This is a genomic window from Dyella ginsengisoli LA-4, from assembly GCF_000334915.1.
Taxonomy (GTDB): Bacteria; Pseudomonadota; Gammaproteobacteria; order Xanthomonadales; family Rhodanobacteraceae; genus Dyella_A; species Dyella_A ginsengisoli_A.
In genome coordinates, this window is the sequence record NZ_AMSF01000024.1 from 62,962 (window position 1) to 79,112 (window position 16,151).

Genomic DNA, 16,151 nt, shown 5'->3' on the forward strand with positions numbered 1-16,151 from the left:
GTGAGCGAGAGCGATACGGGCGTGGCTGCGGTCCGCCCGGCAGGGCAGTCGAGCGACCGGCTGCGCATCACCGAGATCTTCCATTCGATCCAGGGCGAGGCCGATGCGATCGGCTGGCGCACGGTGTTCGTTCGCCTGACCGGATGTCCGCTGCGCTGCGTATGGTGCGACACCGAGTATTCGTTCCACGGCGGCGACTGGCACACGGTCGACGACATACTGGCCGAGGTGGCCAGCCACGGCGCGCGCCATGTCTGCGTGACCGGTGGAGAGCCGCTGGCGCAGAAGCGCTGCATCCCCCTGTTGGCACGCCTATGCGATGCCGGCTTCGAGGTGTCCCTTGAAACCTCCGGGGCACTGGATGTGTCGGCGGTCGATCCGCGCGTGCGCAAGGTAATGGACCTGAAGGCACCCGACTCCGGCGAGAGCGCCCGCAATCTATGGGCGAACCTGGCGCACCTGCTGCCGCACGACCAGGTGAAGATCGTCATCGCCAGCCGCGCCGACTACGAGTGGGCGCGCGGCGTGGTCGCCGAGCACGGCATCGACCGGCGCTGCATGGTGCTGTTCTCGCCTGTGCATGGTTCCGTGCAGCCGCGCGAGCTGGCCGAGTGGATCATCGCCGACCGCTTGCCCGTGCGTTTCCAGTTGCAGTTGCACAAGCTGCTGTGGAACGACGCGCCGGGCCACTGAGTCCGGACGGCATCGAAGCATCCGTGCGCCGGCCTGTGCTGCCGGTGGCGCGTCCCGACCGGTGACCGGTCGTCTGCAGGAAGGCAACACATGTCTGACAACACGCTTCCCCGGGCCGTCGTGCTCGTCTCTGGCGGCATGGATTCGGCTGTCACCATCGCCATTGCGCGCGAGCAGGGTTACCAGGTGCACGCGCTCAGCGTGGCCTACGGCCAGCGGCACGGTTCCGAACTCGAGGCGTCTGCGCGGGTCGCGCGGATGCTCGGCGCGGTCGAACACAAGACCGTGCACGTCGACCTGCGCAGCATCGGCGGTTCGGCGCTGACCGCCGATATCGACGTGCCACTGGACCAGGAGAGCACCGGCATCCCGGTGACCTACGTGCCGGCGCGCAACACCATCATGCTGTCGATCGCACTGGGCTGGGCCGAAGTGCTCGGCAGCCGGGACATCTGGTGTGGCGTGAATGCCGTGGACTATTCCGGTTATCCCGACTGCCGCCCGGCCTTCATCGAGGCCTTCGAAAAGCTTGCCAACGTGGCGACCAAGGCTGGCGTCGAGGGGCAGGGGCTGCGCGTCCATGCGCCACTGATGAGCATGAGCAAGGCCGACATCGCACGGGAGGGAGAGCGGCTTGGTGTGGACTTCGCCGAAACGGTGAGCTGCTACCAGGCCGATGCCCAGGGGCGTGCGTGCGGCCACTGCGACGCCTGCCGCCTGCGTGCCCAGGGATTCCGCGATGCCGGCCTGCCGGATCCGACACGTTACGTCTGAGCCGATTTGCTTGTGTGCCTGGTCAGCACTGCTTAAAATGAAGGGCTTGCGTGCCTGCACGCGAGTCCGCTTCACGGGCCGTTAGCTCAGTTGGTAGAGCAGTAGACTTTTAATCTATTGGTCCCGAGTTCGAGTCTCGGACGGCCCACCATCGATGAAACGCCCGGCCAGCACGGCCGGGCGTTTTTTTGTGCGGTCGTCATGGAACAATGGCCGCCCCGGCCATCACACCATTCCTCCCATGAGCCCATCGCCGCGCCCCCTCGATCTGGTGGTCTTCGACTGCGACGGCGTGCTGGTCGACAGCGAGGGCATCACCGGCCGGGTATTTGCAGGCATGCTGCGTGAGCTTGGCGCCGACGTCGACGAACACGAACTGGCCAGGCTCTGCATCGGCCGCAGCACCGCGGATTCCCTTGGCATGGCTGCCCGCCTTCTTGGACGCCCGCTGCCGTCGGACTTCGCGGAGCGGTACGGCGAGCGCAGTCGGGCGGCCCTGGCGAAGGAGGTCACGTTGATGCCCGGCGTGGCTGCGATGCTCGATGCGCTCGATCTTCCGTGCGCCATCGCCTCCAATGGGCTGAGGATGAAGATGGCGATCACCCTGCGGGTGACCGGCCTGCTTGAACGCTTCGAGGGCCGCTGGTTCGGCATCGATGATGTCGAACGTGGCAAGCCGTTCCCGGACCTCTATCTGCTGGCTGCGGGAACCCTCCGCGCGAGGCCCGCCCGCTGCGTCGTGGTGGAGGACTCGCCCACCGGTATCGCCGCCGGACGCGCGGCCGGGATGACCGTGCTCGGCTACGCGGGTGGCTTGCCATCGGAGCGACTCCTGGAAGCCGGCGCGCACTACGTGTTCGATGACATGGCCCATCTTCCGGCGTTGCTCGATGCGCTGCGCCGGGCCACCCCCGTTGCAATCGTTCCAGCCGGCTGAGGAGTCGACGTGACGCCGTTTCCCCCATTTACTCCGCAGCCAGGCCGGGTCGTGCTTCGTCCGCTGACCGATGCGGATGTCGACGCCCTGTTGTCCATCTTCGGCGACCCGGAGGTGGTGCGTTACTGGAGCGGGTCGCCCTGGTCGGGACCCGAGGATGCGCACCGGATGCTCGCCGCCGATCGCGCGGCATTCGATGCCGGCGGTGCGATCCGTGTCGGCGTGTCCCTGCGCGACGAGGACCGGGTGATCGGCACGGTTTCCCTGTTCAACCGCAGCGAGTCGAACCGGCGCGCGGAAATCGGCTACGCATTGGCGCGGTCCGCGTGGGGCCAGGGACTGATGCACGAGGCACTCGTGCAATGGCTGGACTGGGCTTTCGGCCCGCTCGGCCTGCATCGGCTGGAGGCCGACGTCGATCCGGAAAACGTGGCATCGAGGCGGAGCCTGGAGCGGCTGGGATTCCGTCAGGAGGGTTTGCTGCGCGAGCGCTGGATCGTTGGTGGCGAGGTGGCCGACACCGCCTTCTATGGCCTGCTGGCGCGGGAATGGCAGGCGCGGACGCAGCGCTGAGCTCAAGCTCGCCGCCGGTGCGGCTGCATCGCGATGCGCGCCAGGTAGACCACGATCACCACATTGCCGACGAGCACGCCCAGCTTGATCCAGCTGGCCTCCCGGAAGAGCTCGTACAGCTCCACCGGAATCAGCGAGCCGGTAGCGATCACGGTGAACCACTCGGCCCAGTGCTTGCGCAGCCACAGGCCGATGCCCTCGGTCATGAACAGTGCGGCGTAGGCCAGGGCGATCACGCCGATCGCCACGAATCGACCGGGGCCCAGTTGCGTGATGGCATCGATCAGGTGCTGGCGCAGGCCTGCCGTGTCGCCCATCGACAGGTGTTCCAGCCAGTCCAGCAGTTCGTCGATGGCGCGCTGCCGATGCAGCTGGAAGGCGCCGGCACCGGCCAGCACCAGCGCCAGCGCCTGCACGATCTTGTAGGTCGCGATCAGCCGCAGGCCGAAGCGATGCTTCGACTCGGGCGTGTCGTCGTCGGTGCGGTGGGGGTCGGTAAGCCGGGACATGGGGAGGCCGGGATGCGGCCGTCCATTGTCGCGGGCCGGCTCGTTGCGTGCTACCCGTCGAAAGTCGGGGGCGCGGGAAGAAAAAAAGGCCGCGCCGTTCCCGACGCAGCCCATGGGAGCAACCTGTCAGCAGGCGATCAGCAGCAGCGTCCGCCGGTGCCCTTGTAGCGGGCGGCTTGCCGCTCGCGGAAGAACTCCTCGTAGCTGGGGATCTTCCGTTCCGGGTGATGGCGCTTGAGGTGCTGTACGTAGACGTCGTAGTCCGGGACCCCACAGCACAGCCGTGCGGTCTGCACGGCCCATTTCCACACCGCCCGGCCGGCGGTGCGGAACGCATGGCGCGGAATGGCATGCGTGGCGATCATGACTGCGCCACGCTGCTCAGGGCGACATAGGGCTCCTCGTGCGCCGTCGGCCGATCCATCTGCATCGCCCGGGCGATGGCGCGCAGCGCGAACAGCGCCATGGCCACCACCAGCGCCATGAACAGGCCGGTCAACACCATGTCGACATGGTTGTTGCTGACGATGCGATGCATCGCCTCCATGTCCTTGGCCGGGGCGATCAGCCTGCCGTCGGCGATGCCCTGGGCGTACTTGTTGGCCGCGGCGGTGAAGCTGATCGGTCCCACCAGCTTCTCGTAGCCGGCGGTCAGCGTGCACACGATCAGCCAGATCGCCGGGATGCCCGGCGCCCACATGTAGCGCTGGCGCTTGAGCTTCACCACCACCACCGTGCACAGCATCAGGGCGATCGCCGCCAGCATCTGGTTGGCGATGCCGAACAGGGGCCACAACGTGTTGATGCCTCCCAGCGGATCGACCGCGCCCTGGTACAGGAAGTAGCCCCACAGCGCCACGCAGATCGCGGTGGCCAGCAGGTTGCCGGTCCACGACTCGGTCTGCTGCAGCGGCTTGTGGATCAGGCCGGCGATCTCCTGGATCATGAAGCGGCCGACGCGCGTACCGGCATCCACCGTGGTGAGGATGAACAGGGCCTCGAACAGGATCGCGTAGTGGTACCAGAAGCCCATCATGCCCTCGCCGGGGATGATGCCGTGCAGCAGCTGGGCCATGCCCACCGCAAGCGTCGGTGCGCCGCCGGCGCGGCTGAGGATCGAGTTCTCGCCGATGTCCTTCGCGGTCTGGGCGAGCTGGTCGGGTGTGACCACGAAGCCCCACTGGCTGATCGTGGTGGCCGCGTGCTCCACGGTGGTGCCGATCAGCGCGCTGGGCGAGTTCATCGCGAAGTACACGCCGGGGTGCAGCGAGGCGGCGGCCACCAGCGCCATGATCGCCACGAAGGCCTCCATCAGCATGCCGCCGTAGCCGACCAGCTGCGCCTGGCCCTCGTTGGCCAGCAGCTTCGGCGTGGTGCCGGAGGAGATGATCGAATGCCAGCCGGAGACCGCGCCGCAGGCGATGGTGATGAACAGGAACGGGAACAGGTTGCCGGCGAACACCGGACCGGTGCCGTCGATGTACTTGGTCACCGCCGGCAGCTGCAGCATCGGCGCGGCGAGGAAGATCGCCAGCGCCAGCAGGGCGATGGTGCCGATCTTCAGGAAGGTCGACAGGTAGTCACGCGGCGCCAGCAGCAGCCACACCGGCAGCACCGAGGCGAAGAAGCCGTAGCAGATCAGCATCCACGCCAGATGCCTGGCGTCGAAGTCGAACATCGGCCCCCACACCGGCGAGTCGTACACCGCCTTGCCCAGCCAGATCGAACCCAGCAGCAGCACCACGCCGATCAGCGACACCTCCAGGATGCGGCCCGGGCGGAACCAGCGCAGGTAGCCGCCCATCAGCAGCGCGATCGGAATCGTGCAGGCGACGGTGAAGGTGCCCCACGGGCTGTGCGTGAGCGCCTTGACCACCACCAGTGCCAGCACCGCCAGCACGATCATCATCAGTACCAGCACGCCGAACATCGCCACGATGCCGGGCAATGGCCCCAGTTCGTCGCGCAGCATGTTGCCGAGCGAGCGGCCGTCGCGTCGGATCGACAGGCCGAGGATCATGAAGTCCTGCACGGCACCGGCGAATACCACGCCGAACAGGATCCACAGCGTGCCGGGCAGGTAACCCATCTGCGCGGCCAATACCGGGCCCACCAGCGGGCCGGCACCGGCGATCGCGGCGAAGTGATGGCCGAAAACCACCCACTTGTCGGTGGGGACGTAGTCCAGTCCATCGTTGCGCAGCACCGCGGGTGTTGCGCGGCTGGGATCGAGCTGCAGCACCCTGTTGTTGATGAAAGTGCCGTAGAAGCGGTAGCCGATCACGAATACCGCGATGGCAGCGGCGACCAGCCAGATCGCGTTGATCGGCTCGCCCCGGCGAAGCGCGACGACGCCCAGGCAGAAGGCGCCCACGATGGCGATCGCTGCCCAGAGGATTTTTCCTGCGGGACTGGATGGAGATGACGCAGTGGCATTCATTCGGGGGTCCTCCGCTGGAGATACCCAAGGGTCCGCCGCCGGGCAGGGGTGGTCAATGCCCCGGAGCGTCCCGCTCCATTAGCCATTGGTCGAATGGTTGTCATGGCTGGCATGTGTGCCGGGACACCGGATTACACTGCGCGCATCGACGTCAAGCGGGAGCAACCCATGCGTGAAGTTTTCCGTCGCCACGCGCGCTGCGTGGCCCTCGCTGCATGCGTCCTGGCGCCCGGTCTCGCCGCGGCCGCAGGCCACAACCAGTTCAAGGATCTGCTCGACAAGGCGAAGCAGGCGGCCAGGGAGCAGGTGAATGGCAACGCGCAGGGCAGCCATCTGCCCGGCAGCGATATCGCGGCGGGACTCAAGGAGGCCCTGGCCAGGGGCACCACCAAGGCGATCAATTCGCTGGGTCGCGAAGGCGGGTTCTCGGACAACGCCAAGGTGCGCATCCCCTTGCCGGGCAAGCTGGAACAGGCGGGCAAGCTCGCCCGCGAGCTTGGCCAGGGGGCCAAGGTGGACGCTTTCGAACTCAGCCTCAATCGTGCGGCGGAGAAGGCCGTGCCGCAGGTGGCGGACATCTTCGGCAACGCGATCCGCAAGATGACCCTGCAGGACGCCCGCGGCATCCTCAGCGGCGGCGACCATGCGGCTACGGATTTTTTCCGTCGCGTGGCCGGTGACGATCTGGCCGCGCGGATCCGGCCGATCGTGGCCGAGGCGACCGACAAGGTCGGCGTGACCAGGAAGTACAAGGCGTTCATGTCCGGCAGCAGCGGCGGAGCCCTGGGCAACGCCCTCGGCTCGCTCGGTGCGCTGGGTGGCGGCAGCCACGACGGCAAGGCGGGCAGCTCGCTCGATCTCGATGACTACGTCACCCGCAAGACCATGGATGGCCTGTTCACGGAGATCGGCGACGAGGAACAGTCGATCCGGCAGAACCCGGCGGCGCGCACGACCGACCTGTTGCGCAAGGTATTCGGCGGCAGCTGAGCCGCCGGCGCAGCGCCCTTGAACCGGCGCCGTGCGGCCTCATCCCAACCGGATCCCCCTGACGAAGGAGAAACGGATGATCCGCGAGATCCTCAGGATGGGCGACGAGCGGTTGCTGCGCGTGGCGCCGCCCGTCCCCGACGCGATGATCGGCAGCGACGAGTTGGGTGCGCTGATCGCCGACATGTTCGAGACCATGCACGAGGCCGGTGGCGTCGGGCTGGCCGCGCCACAGATCGGCGTCGACCTGCAACTGGTGATCTTCGGCTTCGATCGCGCGGAACGGTATCCCGACGCGCCCGCGGTGCCACGCACGATCCTGCTCAACCCGATGATCACGCCGCTCTCGCAGGACATGGAAGAGGGCTGGGAGGGGTGTCTCTCGGTGCCCGGCATGCGCGGCGTGGTCAGCCGCTACAGCCTGATCCGGTACCAGGGCCTCGACCCGCAGGGGGCGCCGATCGACCGACGTGCCGAGGGTTTCCACGCACGCGTCGTGCAGCACGAGTGCGACCACCTGATCGGTCGCCTGTATCCCTCGCGTATTACCGACTTCAGCCGCTTCGGCTTCACCGACGTGCTGTTCCCCGGGCAGGACATGGGAGACGACTGAGATGCGCGCGATCTGGCAGGACACGGTGCTCGCCGAGAGCGACGACACCATCGTGGTCGAGGGCAACCACTATTTCCCGGCAACGGCGTTGCGGCGCGAGTATTTCCGCGACAGCGACCGGCACTCGGTGTGCCCGTGGAAGGGCACCGCCAGCTATTACGACGTGGCAGTGGGCGACCACCTGAATCCGGCGGCGGCCTGGTACTACCCGGAGCCGAAGGACGCCGCCCGCGCCGTCGCCGGGCGCGTCGCCTTCTGGAAGGGCGTGCAGGTCGTCGACTGAGCCGTCGCATCCGGGCACGGTGCGCCGTCGTATCGAGGCACGGGTATGCTGCCCGCTTCGTCCGCCGGGGATCTCCATGCACTCTCCTGACCGAACCGCGCCCCTGCGCGGCTTCCGCTACTACGACCTGCTGGTCGGCGGCATGGTCGCCGTACTGCTGTGTTCCAACCTGATCGGCCCGGCCAAGGTCTGTACGCTCACTTTGCCGGTGGTCGGCGCGCTGACCTTCGGTGCAGGCAACCTGTTTTTCCCGATCGGCTACATCTTCGGCGACGTGCTGACCGAGGTGTACGGCTACGCGCGCGCGCGGCGGGCGATCTGGGCCGGCTTCGGCGCGATGCTGTTCGCCACCTTCATGACCCAGGTGATCCTGCGCATGCCGGCCAGCCCGGCCGAGCCGTTCAACGCGCAGCTGCAGCCGGCGCTGGAGGTGGTGTTCGGCGGGACCTGGCGGATCGCGGCCGCCTCGTTGCTGGCCTACTGGATCGGCGATTTCGCCAACTCCTTCGTGATGGCCAAGATGAAGCTGGTCACGCGCGGACGCTGGCTGTGGACGCGCACCATCGGCTCGACCCTGGTCGGGCAGGGGGTGGACAGCCTCACGTTCTATCCGATCGCCTTCATCGGCATCTGGGAAGGCCAGACCATCGCCAAGGTGATCGTCTTCAACTGGCTGATGAAGGTCACGGTCGAAGTGGTGTTCACCCCGCTGACCTACGCCGTGGTGGGGTTCCTCAAGCGCCATGAAGGCGTGGACACTTTCGATGAAGACACGCACTTCAACCCCTTCAGCCTGAAGGACGAGGGCGAGCTGCGGCGTTACGGATGAGTGCGGCCGCGACGCGTCATCACGGCATCGATCGCCTTCGTGGCCTGGCGATCGTGCTGGTGGTGCTGCATCACATCGGGCTGCGCATCCCGTTGCGCGAGACCGTGCTGGCCGACTGGCTGCCCCGGCGTGTGCTCGATGCGCTCAACTACAACGGCTACGAAGCGGTATTCGTGTTCTTCGTGGTCAGCGGCTTCCTGATCGCCGGCAACGCGCTGGACCGCTGGGGCGACCTGGCGCGGATCGATCTGCGCGCGTTCTATGCGCGCCGCGCCTCGCGGATCCTCCCGCTGCTGTTCCTGCTGGTCGCGGTGCTGGCCCTGCTGCACGGATTGGGTGTTCCGGACTACGTGATCCATCGTCCGGGACAGTCCCTGGCCGGCGCGGTGGCTTCGGCACTGGGGCTGTACCTGAATTGGTACGAGGGGCACACCGGCTACCTCCCGGGCAACTGGGATGTGCTGTGGTCGTTGTCGATCGAGGAGGTGTTCTACCTCGGCTTCCCACTGGTCTGCCTGCTGACGCGCCGGCCGCGCGCGCTGGTTCCGTTGTTGCTGCTGCTCGCGGCATCGCTGCCATGGTCGCTGGCGGCGATCGATGGCAATGAGATCTGGAAGGAGAAGGCCTACCTGCCCGGCATGGCCGCGATCGCGATGGGCGTGCTCGGGGCGTTGTGGGTTCACGGTCGGCCGCCGCGGGCCTGGGTGGCGCGGCTCATGCGCTGGTCGGGAGCGGGGGTGCTCGCCCTCATCATGCTGGCGATGCCGTGGCTGTGGCGATGGCTGCACGACGGCGTGATGCTCTTGCTGGTTGCCGCGACGGGGGCGCTGCTGGTGGGAATGCGTGCCTCGCCGCATCCGTCGCACCCGGTCAGGGGCTGGCGCTGGCTGGAGCGCTGGGGCCGGCTGAGCTACGAGATCTATCTTTCGCACATGTTCGTGGTGTTCGCGACGGTGCGCCTGTGGCGGTTCGCCGGAGCGGATCCGCGCAGCGGGGTGATCTGGTATCTGCCGGCTTTGGCGGGCAGTCTGGCGCTCGGCTGGGGTGTGGCCAGGTTCTTTACCCAGCCGTGCGAACGCTGGTGGCGCAGGCGCCAGCTTTAGCGACGCCAGGAAAACGCTCAAGTTTCCCCGTGGGCGGTCGATATGCCCGGCATGAAGACGTGCAGGACCCGTCCGGATGCGCTTTCGTACGGGGCTATCCGTCATTTCCCGGTGCCGGATACCCGCTCCGGTGGTATGGCCCGTTCCCTGCATACCGGGTGCAACGCCAACGGTCGCGACGCGATCTTGACGCCCGCGGAGAGAACGTTGCGACCATGAATCATTTCGGCAAGCCACCATCGGGTCCTTCGGCCAACACGGTCGACTGGAGCGATCCCAAGCTCCAGTCGTTGCTGAGCAAGACCGAAGGATGGAGCCTGGACAACCGCGGCGTGTCCGACCCGATTCCCTGCGAGCTCCACGTGGGCTGGGGGGCGGGTACCGGGCGGCCGGGCAGTCTGGTTCATGAGCAGCCGGGCGTACTTGTCGTGGTGAGTCAGGCGATCATTCCCAAAGGCGAGCAGGTGCGGGTGGACCGGTTCCAGCACGGGGGGCTGCGGTCGACCTGGGGCGCGGTGGTCGACAGCCGCGAGGGCCGTCGCGAAGAGGATCGTTCCCGGGGGCTCCAGGTCTACTGGGTGCACACCCGCTGAAGCACGCCCCTGACCGTGACCGCCGCGGCAGCGTGTCCCTGCTGCCTGTGGCCTGTGGCCGGGTCAGGAACGGGCATGGCTCGATAGGCGCTTCACACTGGCCCCATGCGTGCGCCGATGGCACGGCCTTTTCGATCAGGCCGGCAACGGGAATTTGATCTGCATCGCACTTTCGCTACGTAATAAATTGCGTTTGATGCGAAATAAACGCGCTCTTTTATCAGGGTCGCAAAATATTGCGGTCGCACGATTTTGCAAGCCTCTGCGGCGGAACGCTTTTTATCCCGCCGAGGCTGTGGGTGGTCATGTAGATCACTGATATAAGGGAAAAAGTTCCCGTTGTGCGGGGGGTGTCATTCGATTAGTTTCCGCAGGCCTGGTTTTCCTGGGGAGGAAAACCAGGCCTGCGTCGCGAGGTTTTTTTGTCGCGCCGGAGTTTGTTTGCGTACCCGTGATGCGCTGCGTGCGCCAACACGTCTCAGTTCGCTTTCAACTCAATCAATGCGGGGAGAATTTATGTCCAGACTCAACAGTCGGTGGTTCGCTGTCGCGGCCGCCTCGGCGCTTCTTGGCCTCTCGGCCGGCGCGATCGCCGGCCCATCCCAGGACGACGGGATGAACCCCTATTCGCCAGCCTACGGTCACTCGTACCGCCATGGCGTGGTGGCCACCCGGGAAGCACACAGCCAGATGCGCGCCTGGGCGGCGCTGCATGCAGCCCGAACCGCGCGTACCAAGTCATCGGGCAAGGCGCTGAGCTACGGCGGAGGCGTCGACGGCATTGGCGTCACCAGCGGCACTCCGAAGGTCTACCTGGTCGTTTACGGCAGCCAGTGGGGCACCGCCGGGACCGATGCCAACGGCAACATGACCCTGTCGGGCGACTCCGTCGGCGCGGTGCCGTACCTCGAGAGCCTGTTCAAGGGACTGGGCACCGGCGGCGAATCGTGGTCGGGCACGATGACGCAGTACTGCGACGGTTCGCTGGTCTCCACGGGGGCGACCTCCTGTCCGTCGGGCGCTCCGCACATCGGCTATCCGACCGGCGGCGCCTTTGCCGGCATCTGGTACGACAACTCGGTGGCTTCGCCGTCGAGCGCCACCGGTGCCCAGTTGGCGCAGGAGGCGATCAAGGCAGCGCAGCATTTCGGCAACACCACGGCGGCGTCGAACCGTTACGTGCAGTACGTCATCCTGTCGCCGACCGGTACCCATCCGGATGGCTTCAACACCTCCAACGGCCAGTTCTGTGCGTGGCACGACTGGAATGGCGACTGGAGCGTGAGCTCGCCGGTGGGCGACGTGGCGTTCACCAACATGCCGTACGTGTACGACATGGGCACCAGCTGTGGCCAGAACTTCGTCAACAGCGGCGCCAGCGGCAAGCTGGACGGCTTCTCGATCGTGGAAGGCCACGAGTACGCCGAGACGGTGACCGACCAGAACCCGGCCGGTGGCTGGACCAATCGGAACCGCCGCAGCAGCAGCTACGGACAGGAGAACGGTGACGAGTGCGCCTGGATCTCGTCCGGCCAGGGCAAGTCGGCCGATGTGGTGATGGCCAATGGCACCTATGCCATGCAGAGCACCTGGTCGAACGACACCAACGAGTGCGACATCGCGCATCCGGTCGTGCAGTAAGACCTCCGGTACAGCTGCAAACAAAAGGGCCGCGGCGCAAGCCGCGGCCCTTTCCCTTTTGGCTGCCTGGCGGGATCGCCGCGATGGCGGAAGCGGTCGACGCCGTGTCCGGGCGATCAGTGGCGCAGCGCGTTGATGGTCTCGCGAAGCTCCTGCGCCGCCGCGCGCGCCGCCGAGGCAAAATCCTCACCGCTGCCGGCATACAGGATGCCGCGCGAGGAGTTGATCATCAGGCCGGTGCGATCGGCGGTAAGGCCGTGTTTCAGCACGGCAGCCACGTCGCCGCCCTGGGCTCCGATGCCCGGCACCAGCAGCGGCATGTCGCCGACGCGGGCGCGAACCTGGCCCAGTTCCTCCGGCCAGGTGGCGCCGCAGACCAGGGCGCAGTTGCCGTGGCCGTTCCAGTCGCGGGCGACGGTCTCGGCCACGCGCAGGTAGAGCGGCTGGCCGCCGCAGTCCAGTGCCTGGAAATCCGCGCCGCCCGGGTTGGAGGTGCGGCAAAGCAGGATCACGCCCTTGTCGGCGCGCTCCAGGAACGGCGCGATCGAGTCGCGCCCCATGTACGGATTGAGCGTCACTGCGTCGGCGCCGAAGCGCTCGAACGCCTCGGTGACGTAATGCTGCGCGGTGGAGCCGATGTCGCCGCGCTTGGCGTCGAGGATCACCGGCACGCCGGGGTGCTTCGCATGGATGTGCGCGATCAGCCGCTCCAGCGTGTCCTCGGCGCGCAGCGCAGCGAAGTGGGCGATCTGCGGCTTGAAGGCGCAGGCGAGGTCGGCGGTGGCGTCGACGATCGCGGTGCAGAACTCGAACACCGCGTCGGGCCGGTCCTGCAGGTGCGCCGGCAGCTTGCCGAGCTCGGGATCGAGGCCGACGCAGACCAGCGAGTCGTGGCGCTGCCAGGCGTCGGCGAGGGTCTGCATGAAGCTCATGATGGTTCCTCGGGCAGGGGGCGCGCCGTCAGTACGGCGTGCCGTCCTTGTGCAGGTAGGTCCAGCGCCCGTCGAGGGTGGTGCCCTTGAGATCGACGTCTGGGTAATCGACGGTCTCACCGGCGCAGCGCGCGCCGATCTCCAGGTAGAGCACTTCGGCGTCGCTGCGGTTCACCAGCGCGTGGCCGTCGCCGGTGCCGGCCTTGAAGCCGGCGCACATGCCCGGGCGCAGCGGTGTCTCGCCGGCATCGGTGAGCAGGGTCGGCGTGCCCTCGAGGATGTAGACGAACTCGTCCTCGAGCCGGTGCGCGTGGCGCAGCGCCGAGCGCGCACCGGGACCGAGACGGGCCAGATTGACGCCGAAACCGGTCAGGCCGAACACGTCGCCCAGCCGGCGGCGCGAGCGGTCACCCATCTGCGCGCCGAACGGCGCCGGATAGCCGGAGCCGGTGCGCTCGGGCGCGTCACCGGCATCGATCGCGACGGGGGTCTTGGCGTCGCTCATCGCGGTCAGGCCAGCTTCTTGTACTTCACGCGCTTGGGGCCGGCATCGTCGCCCAGGCGGCGCTTCTTGTCGGCCTCGTACTCGTTGTAGTTGCCGGGGAAGAACTCCACGTGCGAGTCGCCCTCGAAGGCGATGATGTGGGTGGCGATGCGATCCAGGAACCAGCGGTCATGCGAGATGACCACTGCGCAGCCGGGGAACTCCAGCAGTGCGTCTTCCAGCGCACGCAGGGTTTCCACGTCGAGGTCGTTGGACGGCTCGTCGAGCAGCAGCACGTTGCCGCCCTGCAGCAGGGTCTTGGCCATGTGCAGGCGGCCGCGCTCACCACCGGACAGGTTGCCGACGATCTTCTGCTGGTCGGTGCCCTTGAAGTTGAAGCGGCCGATGTAGGCGCGCGACTGGATCTCGAAGTTGCCGATGGTGAGGATGTCCGAACCGCCGGAGACTTCCTGCCACACGTTGTTCTTCGGGTCGAGCGCATCGCGCGACTGGTCGACGTAGGCCAGCTTCACCGTGTGGCCGAGCTTCACCTCGCCGGAGTCCGGCTGCTCCTTGCCCATGATCATCTTCATCAGCGTGGACTTGCCCGCGCCGTTCGGACCGATCACGCCGACGATGGCGCCGGCCGGGATGCGGAAGGAGAGATCCTCGATCAGCACGCGGTCGCCGAACGACTTGGTGACGTTCTTGAACTCGATCACCTCGTTGCCCAGGCGCTCGCCCGGCGGAATGAAGATCTCGTTGGTCTCGTTGCGGCGCTGGTACTCGACCGAGTTCAGCTCCTCGAAGCGGTTCAGGCGCGCCTTGCCCTTGGACTGGCGGCCCTTGGCGGCCGAACGCACCCACTCCAGCTCCTTGGCGATCGCCTTCTGGCGCGACTTCTCCTGCTGGGCTTCCTGCTTCAGGCGCGCGTCCTTCTGCTCCAGCCACTCGGTGTAGTTGCCCTTCCACGGGATGCCGCGGCCGCGGTCCAGCTCGAGGATCCACTCGGCGGCGTTGTCGAGGAAGTAGCGGTCATGGGTCACCGCCACCACGGTGCCGGGGTAGTCGTGCAGGAAGGTTTCCAGCCAGTCCACCGACTCGGCGTCCAGGTGGTTGGTCGGCTCGTCCAGCAGCAGCATGTCCGGCTTGGACAGCAGCAGGCGGCACAGCGCCACGCGGCGCTTCTCGCCGCCGGACAGCGGACCGATCTTGGCTTCCCACGGCGGCAGGCGCAGCGCATCGGCGGCCACTTCGAGCTGGCGCTCGAGCGCGTGGGCGTCGTTGGCGGCCAGGAGGTTCTCCAGCTTTTCCTGTTCCTTGGCCAGCGCGTCGAAGTCGGCGCCTTCCTCGGCGTAGGCGGCGTACACTTCTTCCAGCCGCTTCTGCGCGTCGAGCACCTCGGACACGCCTTCCTCGACCGCCTCGCGGACGGTCTTGTCCGGATCGAGCTCCGGCTCCTGTGCCAGGTAGCCGACCTTGATGCCCGGCTGCGGACGGGCTTCGCCCTGGAAGTCCTTGTCCACGCCGGCCATGATCCGGAGCACCGTCGACTTGCCCGCGCCGTTCAGGCCCAGCAGGCCGATCTTGGCGCCGGGGAAGAAGCTGAGCGAGATGTCCTTGATGATCTGGCGCTTCGGGGGAACGATCTTGCTCACCCCGTTCATGGTGTAGATGTACTGCATGCTGGCTCCCGAAAGGCGGTCCGCAAGCCGCGTTCGCGCGCGGCCCGGCAAGTGAGGAACAAAGGGGAAAAGGCCTCCGATTATCGCCGATCGGCCTTTGCACTGCCATGGCAAGGCCCACGAAGCCGCCCCGCGGCCCGTCACGCTGCGGGTTTTCCGCAGGGTGGACGACGATGGTCCCGAAGATGGAGGCGCCCGCGCGCCGGGCAAGGTCGCTGCGCGGCTGGCGGTGGCTCGACGTACAGCTGGCGCGGCGGGCGGCCCGTTCGGGCCGGGTGGCCGTGTTCGCCCACGAATTCCTGTGCTTCGGGCTGAAACAGGCCTCGGCCTGCCTGTTCGGCGGGCTGATGGTGGGCCTGCTGGTGGCCAGCTGGCGCTGGTATCCGGATCATGCGGCGCTGTCGCGCTACGACTTCCTGACCCTGTCGGCCGTGGCGATCCAGCTCGGCCTGCTGGCCAGCGGGCTGGAGAGCCGGGAGGAGGCCCGGGTGATCGTGCTGTTCCACGCGGTCGGCACGGCGATGGAGCTGTTCAAGACCGCGGTGGGCTCGTGGAGCTACCCGGGGCCGTCGCTGCTGCATATCGGCGGCGTGCCGCTTTTCACCGGCTTCATGTACGCCTCGGTAGGCAGCTACATCGCCCGGGCCTGGCGGCTGTTCGACTTCCGCTTTACCCGGCACCCGCCGTTCGGCGCCACCGTGGCGCTGGCGGTGGCGATCTACGTGAACTTTTTCAGTCACCACTTCCTGCCCGACCTCCGCTGGCTGCTGTTTGCCGCGCTGGCGGGGCTGTTCGGGCCGACCTGGGTGCATTTCCGCATCCGCCGCCGGCACCGGCGGATGCCGCTGCTGCTGGGCTTCGTGCTGGTGGCGCTGTTCATCTGGCTGGCCGAGAACGTGGGTACCTACACCCACGCCTGGCTGTATCCGGCGCAGCGGGCCGGCTGGCATCCGGTGCCGCTGGCCAAGCTGGGGTCCTGGCTGCTGCTGATGGTGATCAGCTACGTGATGGTCTCCGCGGTCCACCGCCGCGGGGCGGGCCGGTAGCTGCAAACCGGTGCCGGCGCTACACT

General features: G+C 67.2%; 18 protein-coding genes and 1 tRNA gene. 13 read left to right on the plus strand and 6 right to left on the minus strand.

What is annotated here, in order from left to right:
- Positions 1-21: 21 nt before the first annotated feature.
- The 5 genes from queE (at position 22) to C693_RS0106840 (ending at position 2,977) form a co-directional block, all read left to right on the plus strand.
- Positions 22-693, plus strand: coding sequence for a 7-carboxy-7-deazaguanine synthase QueE (gene queE / locus C693_RS0106820; protein WP_026107237.1), 672 nt, complete (start codon positions 22-24; stop codon positions 691-693).
- Between the two features lie 90 nt (positions 694-783).
- Positions 784-1,467 carry a 7-cyano-7-deazaguanine synthase QueC gene (gene queC, locus C693_RS0106825; RefSeq protein WP_017461511.1) on the plus strand — a complete coding sequence of 228 codons (684 nt, stop codon included), beginning with the start codon at positions 784-786 and terminating at the stop codon, positions 1,465-1,467.
- A gap of 75 nt (positions 1,468-1,542) precedes the next feature.
- Positions 1,543-1,618 (plus strand) — tRNA-Lys (locus tag C693_RS0106830).
- 3 nt (positions 1,619-1,621) lie between these two features.
- On the plus strand, positions 1,622-2,404 hold the full coding sequence (locus C693_RS21285; protein WP_198506845.1) for an HAD family hydrolase: 783 nt from the start codon (positions 1,622-1,624) through the stop codon (positions 2,402-2,404).
- A 51-nt stretch (positions 2,405-2,455) separates the two neighbouring features.
- Positions 2,456-2,977, plus strand: a complete 522-nt coding sequence (locus C693_RS0106840) for a GNAT family N-acetyltransferase (protein WP_017461513.1) — start codon at positions 2,456-2,458, stop codon at positions 2,975-2,977.
- Between the two features lie 2 nt (positions 2,978-2,979).
- Here the strand turns inward: C693_RS0106840 and C693_RS0106845 are convergent, their stop codons facing one another.
- The 3 genes from C693_RS0106845 to C693_RS0106855 all read right to left on the minus strand — a co-directional run bounded on the left by C693_RS0106845 (position 2,980) and on the right by C693_RS0106855 (position 5,926).
- The gene (locus C693_RS0106845; RefSeq protein WP_017461514.1) at positions 2,980-3,486 is read right to left on the minus strand and encodes a DUF2127 domain-containing protein; all 507 of its coding nucleotides are present in this window, start codon (positions 3,484-3,486) and stop codon (positions 2,980-2,982) included.
- 137 nt (positions 3,487-3,623) lie between these two features.
- Positions 3,624-3,851 (minus strand): YbdD/YjiX family protein, encoded by a 228-nt coding sequence (locus tag C693_RS0106850; protein WP_017461515.1) that lies wholly within the window; start codon positions 3,849-3,851, stop codon positions 3,624-3,626.
- A complete protein-coding gene (locus tag C693_RS0106855) occupies positions 3,848-5,926 on the minus strand; it encodes a carbon starvation CstA family protein (RefSeq protein ID WP_026107240.1) in 2,079 nt (692 codons plus the stop codon). Before C693_RS0106855 ends, C693_RS0106850 begins: the two co-directional genes overlap by 4 nt.
- A gap of 168 nt (positions 5,927-6,094) precedes the next feature.
- Between C693_RS0106855 and C693_RS0106860 the strand changes: the two genes are divergently transcribed.
- From C693_RS0106860 to C693_RS0106890, 7 genes are all read left to right on the plus strand, one after another.
- Positions 6,095-6,916, plus strand: coding sequence for a DUF4197 domain-containing protein (locus tag C693_RS0106860; protein WP_017461517.1), 822 nt, complete (start codon positions 6,095-6,097; stop codon positions 6,914-6,916).
- A 76-nt stretch (positions 6,917-6,992) separates the two neighbouring features.
- Positions 6,993-7,529, plus strand: a complete 537-nt coding sequence (gene def, locus C693_RS0106865; protein ID WP_017461518.1) for a peptide deformylase — start codon at positions 6,993-6,995, stop codon at positions 7,527-7,529.
- Between the two features lies 1 nt (position 7,530).
- Entirely contained in the window at positions 7,531-7,812 is a 282-nt protein-coding gene (locus tag C693_RS0106870; protein WP_017461519.1) for a DUF427 domain-containing protein, read from the plus strand.
- 76 nt (positions 7,813-7,888) lie between these two features.
- Entirely contained in the window at positions 7,889-8,641 is a 753-nt protein-coding gene (locus tag C693_RS0106875; protein ID WP_017461520.1) for a queuosine precursor transporter, read from the plus strand.
- The gene (locus tag C693_RS21290) at positions 8,638-9,744 is read left to right on the plus strand and encodes an acyltransferase family protein (RefSeq protein WP_017461521.1); all 1,107 of its coding nucleotides are present in this window, start codon (positions 8,638-8,640) and stop codon (positions 9,742-9,744) included. The genes C693_RS0106875 and C693_RS21290 overlap by 4 nt, the downstream gene beginning before the upstream one ends.
- 215 nt (positions 9,745-9,959) lie before the next feature.
- Positions 9,960-10,337 carry a hypothetical protein gene (locus C693_RS0106885; protein WP_017461522.1) on the plus strand — a complete coding sequence of 126 codons (378 nt, stop codon included), beginning with the start codon at positions 9,960-9,962 and terminating at the stop codon, positions 10,335-10,337.
- Positions 10,338-10,853: 516 nt separating this feature from the next.
- Positions 10,854-11,978, plus strand: a complete 1,125-nt coding sequence (locus C693_RS0106890) for a hypothetical protein (RefSeq protein ID WP_026107241.1) — start codon at positions 10,854-10,856, stop codon at positions 11,976-11,978.
- A gap of 116 nt (positions 11,979-12,094) precedes the next feature.
- Here C693_RS0106890 and pyrF read toward each other — a convergent pair whose 3' ends face one another.
- The 3 genes from pyrF to ettA are packed head-to-tail and all read right to left on the minus strand — an operon-like array spanning position 12,095 to position 15,079.
- The gene (pyrF, locus tag C693_RS0106895; RefSeq protein ID WP_017461524.1) at positions 12,095-12,910 is read right to left on the minus strand and encodes an orotidine-5'-phosphate decarboxylase; all 816 of its coding nucleotides are present in this window, start codon (positions 12,908-12,910) and stop codon (positions 12,095-12,097) included.
- A gap of 28 nt (positions 12,911-12,938) precedes the next feature.
- Complete coding sequence (locus C693_RS0106900) at positions 12,939-13,415, minus strand: cupin domain-containing protein (RefSeq protein ID WP_017461525.1); 477 nt, start codon at positions 13,413-13,415, stop codon at positions 12,939-12,941.
- Between the two features lie 5 nt (positions 13,416-13,420).
- Entirely contained in the window at positions 13,421-15,079 is a 1,659-nt protein-coding gene (ettA, locus tag C693_RS0106905) for an energy-dependent translational throttle protein EttA (protein ID WP_017461526.1), read from the minus strand.
- A gap of 173 nt (positions 15,080-15,252) precedes the next feature.
- On the opposite strand from ettA, the gene C693_RS0106910 reads away from it, so the two are divergent.
- On the plus strand, positions 15,253-16,125 hold the full coding sequence (locus tag C693_RS0106910; RefSeq protein ID WP_017461527.1) for a DUF817 domain-containing protein: 873 nt from the start codon (positions 15,253-15,255) through the stop codon (positions 16,123-16,125).
- The last annotated feature ends 26 nt before the right edge of the window (positions 16,126-16,151 follow it).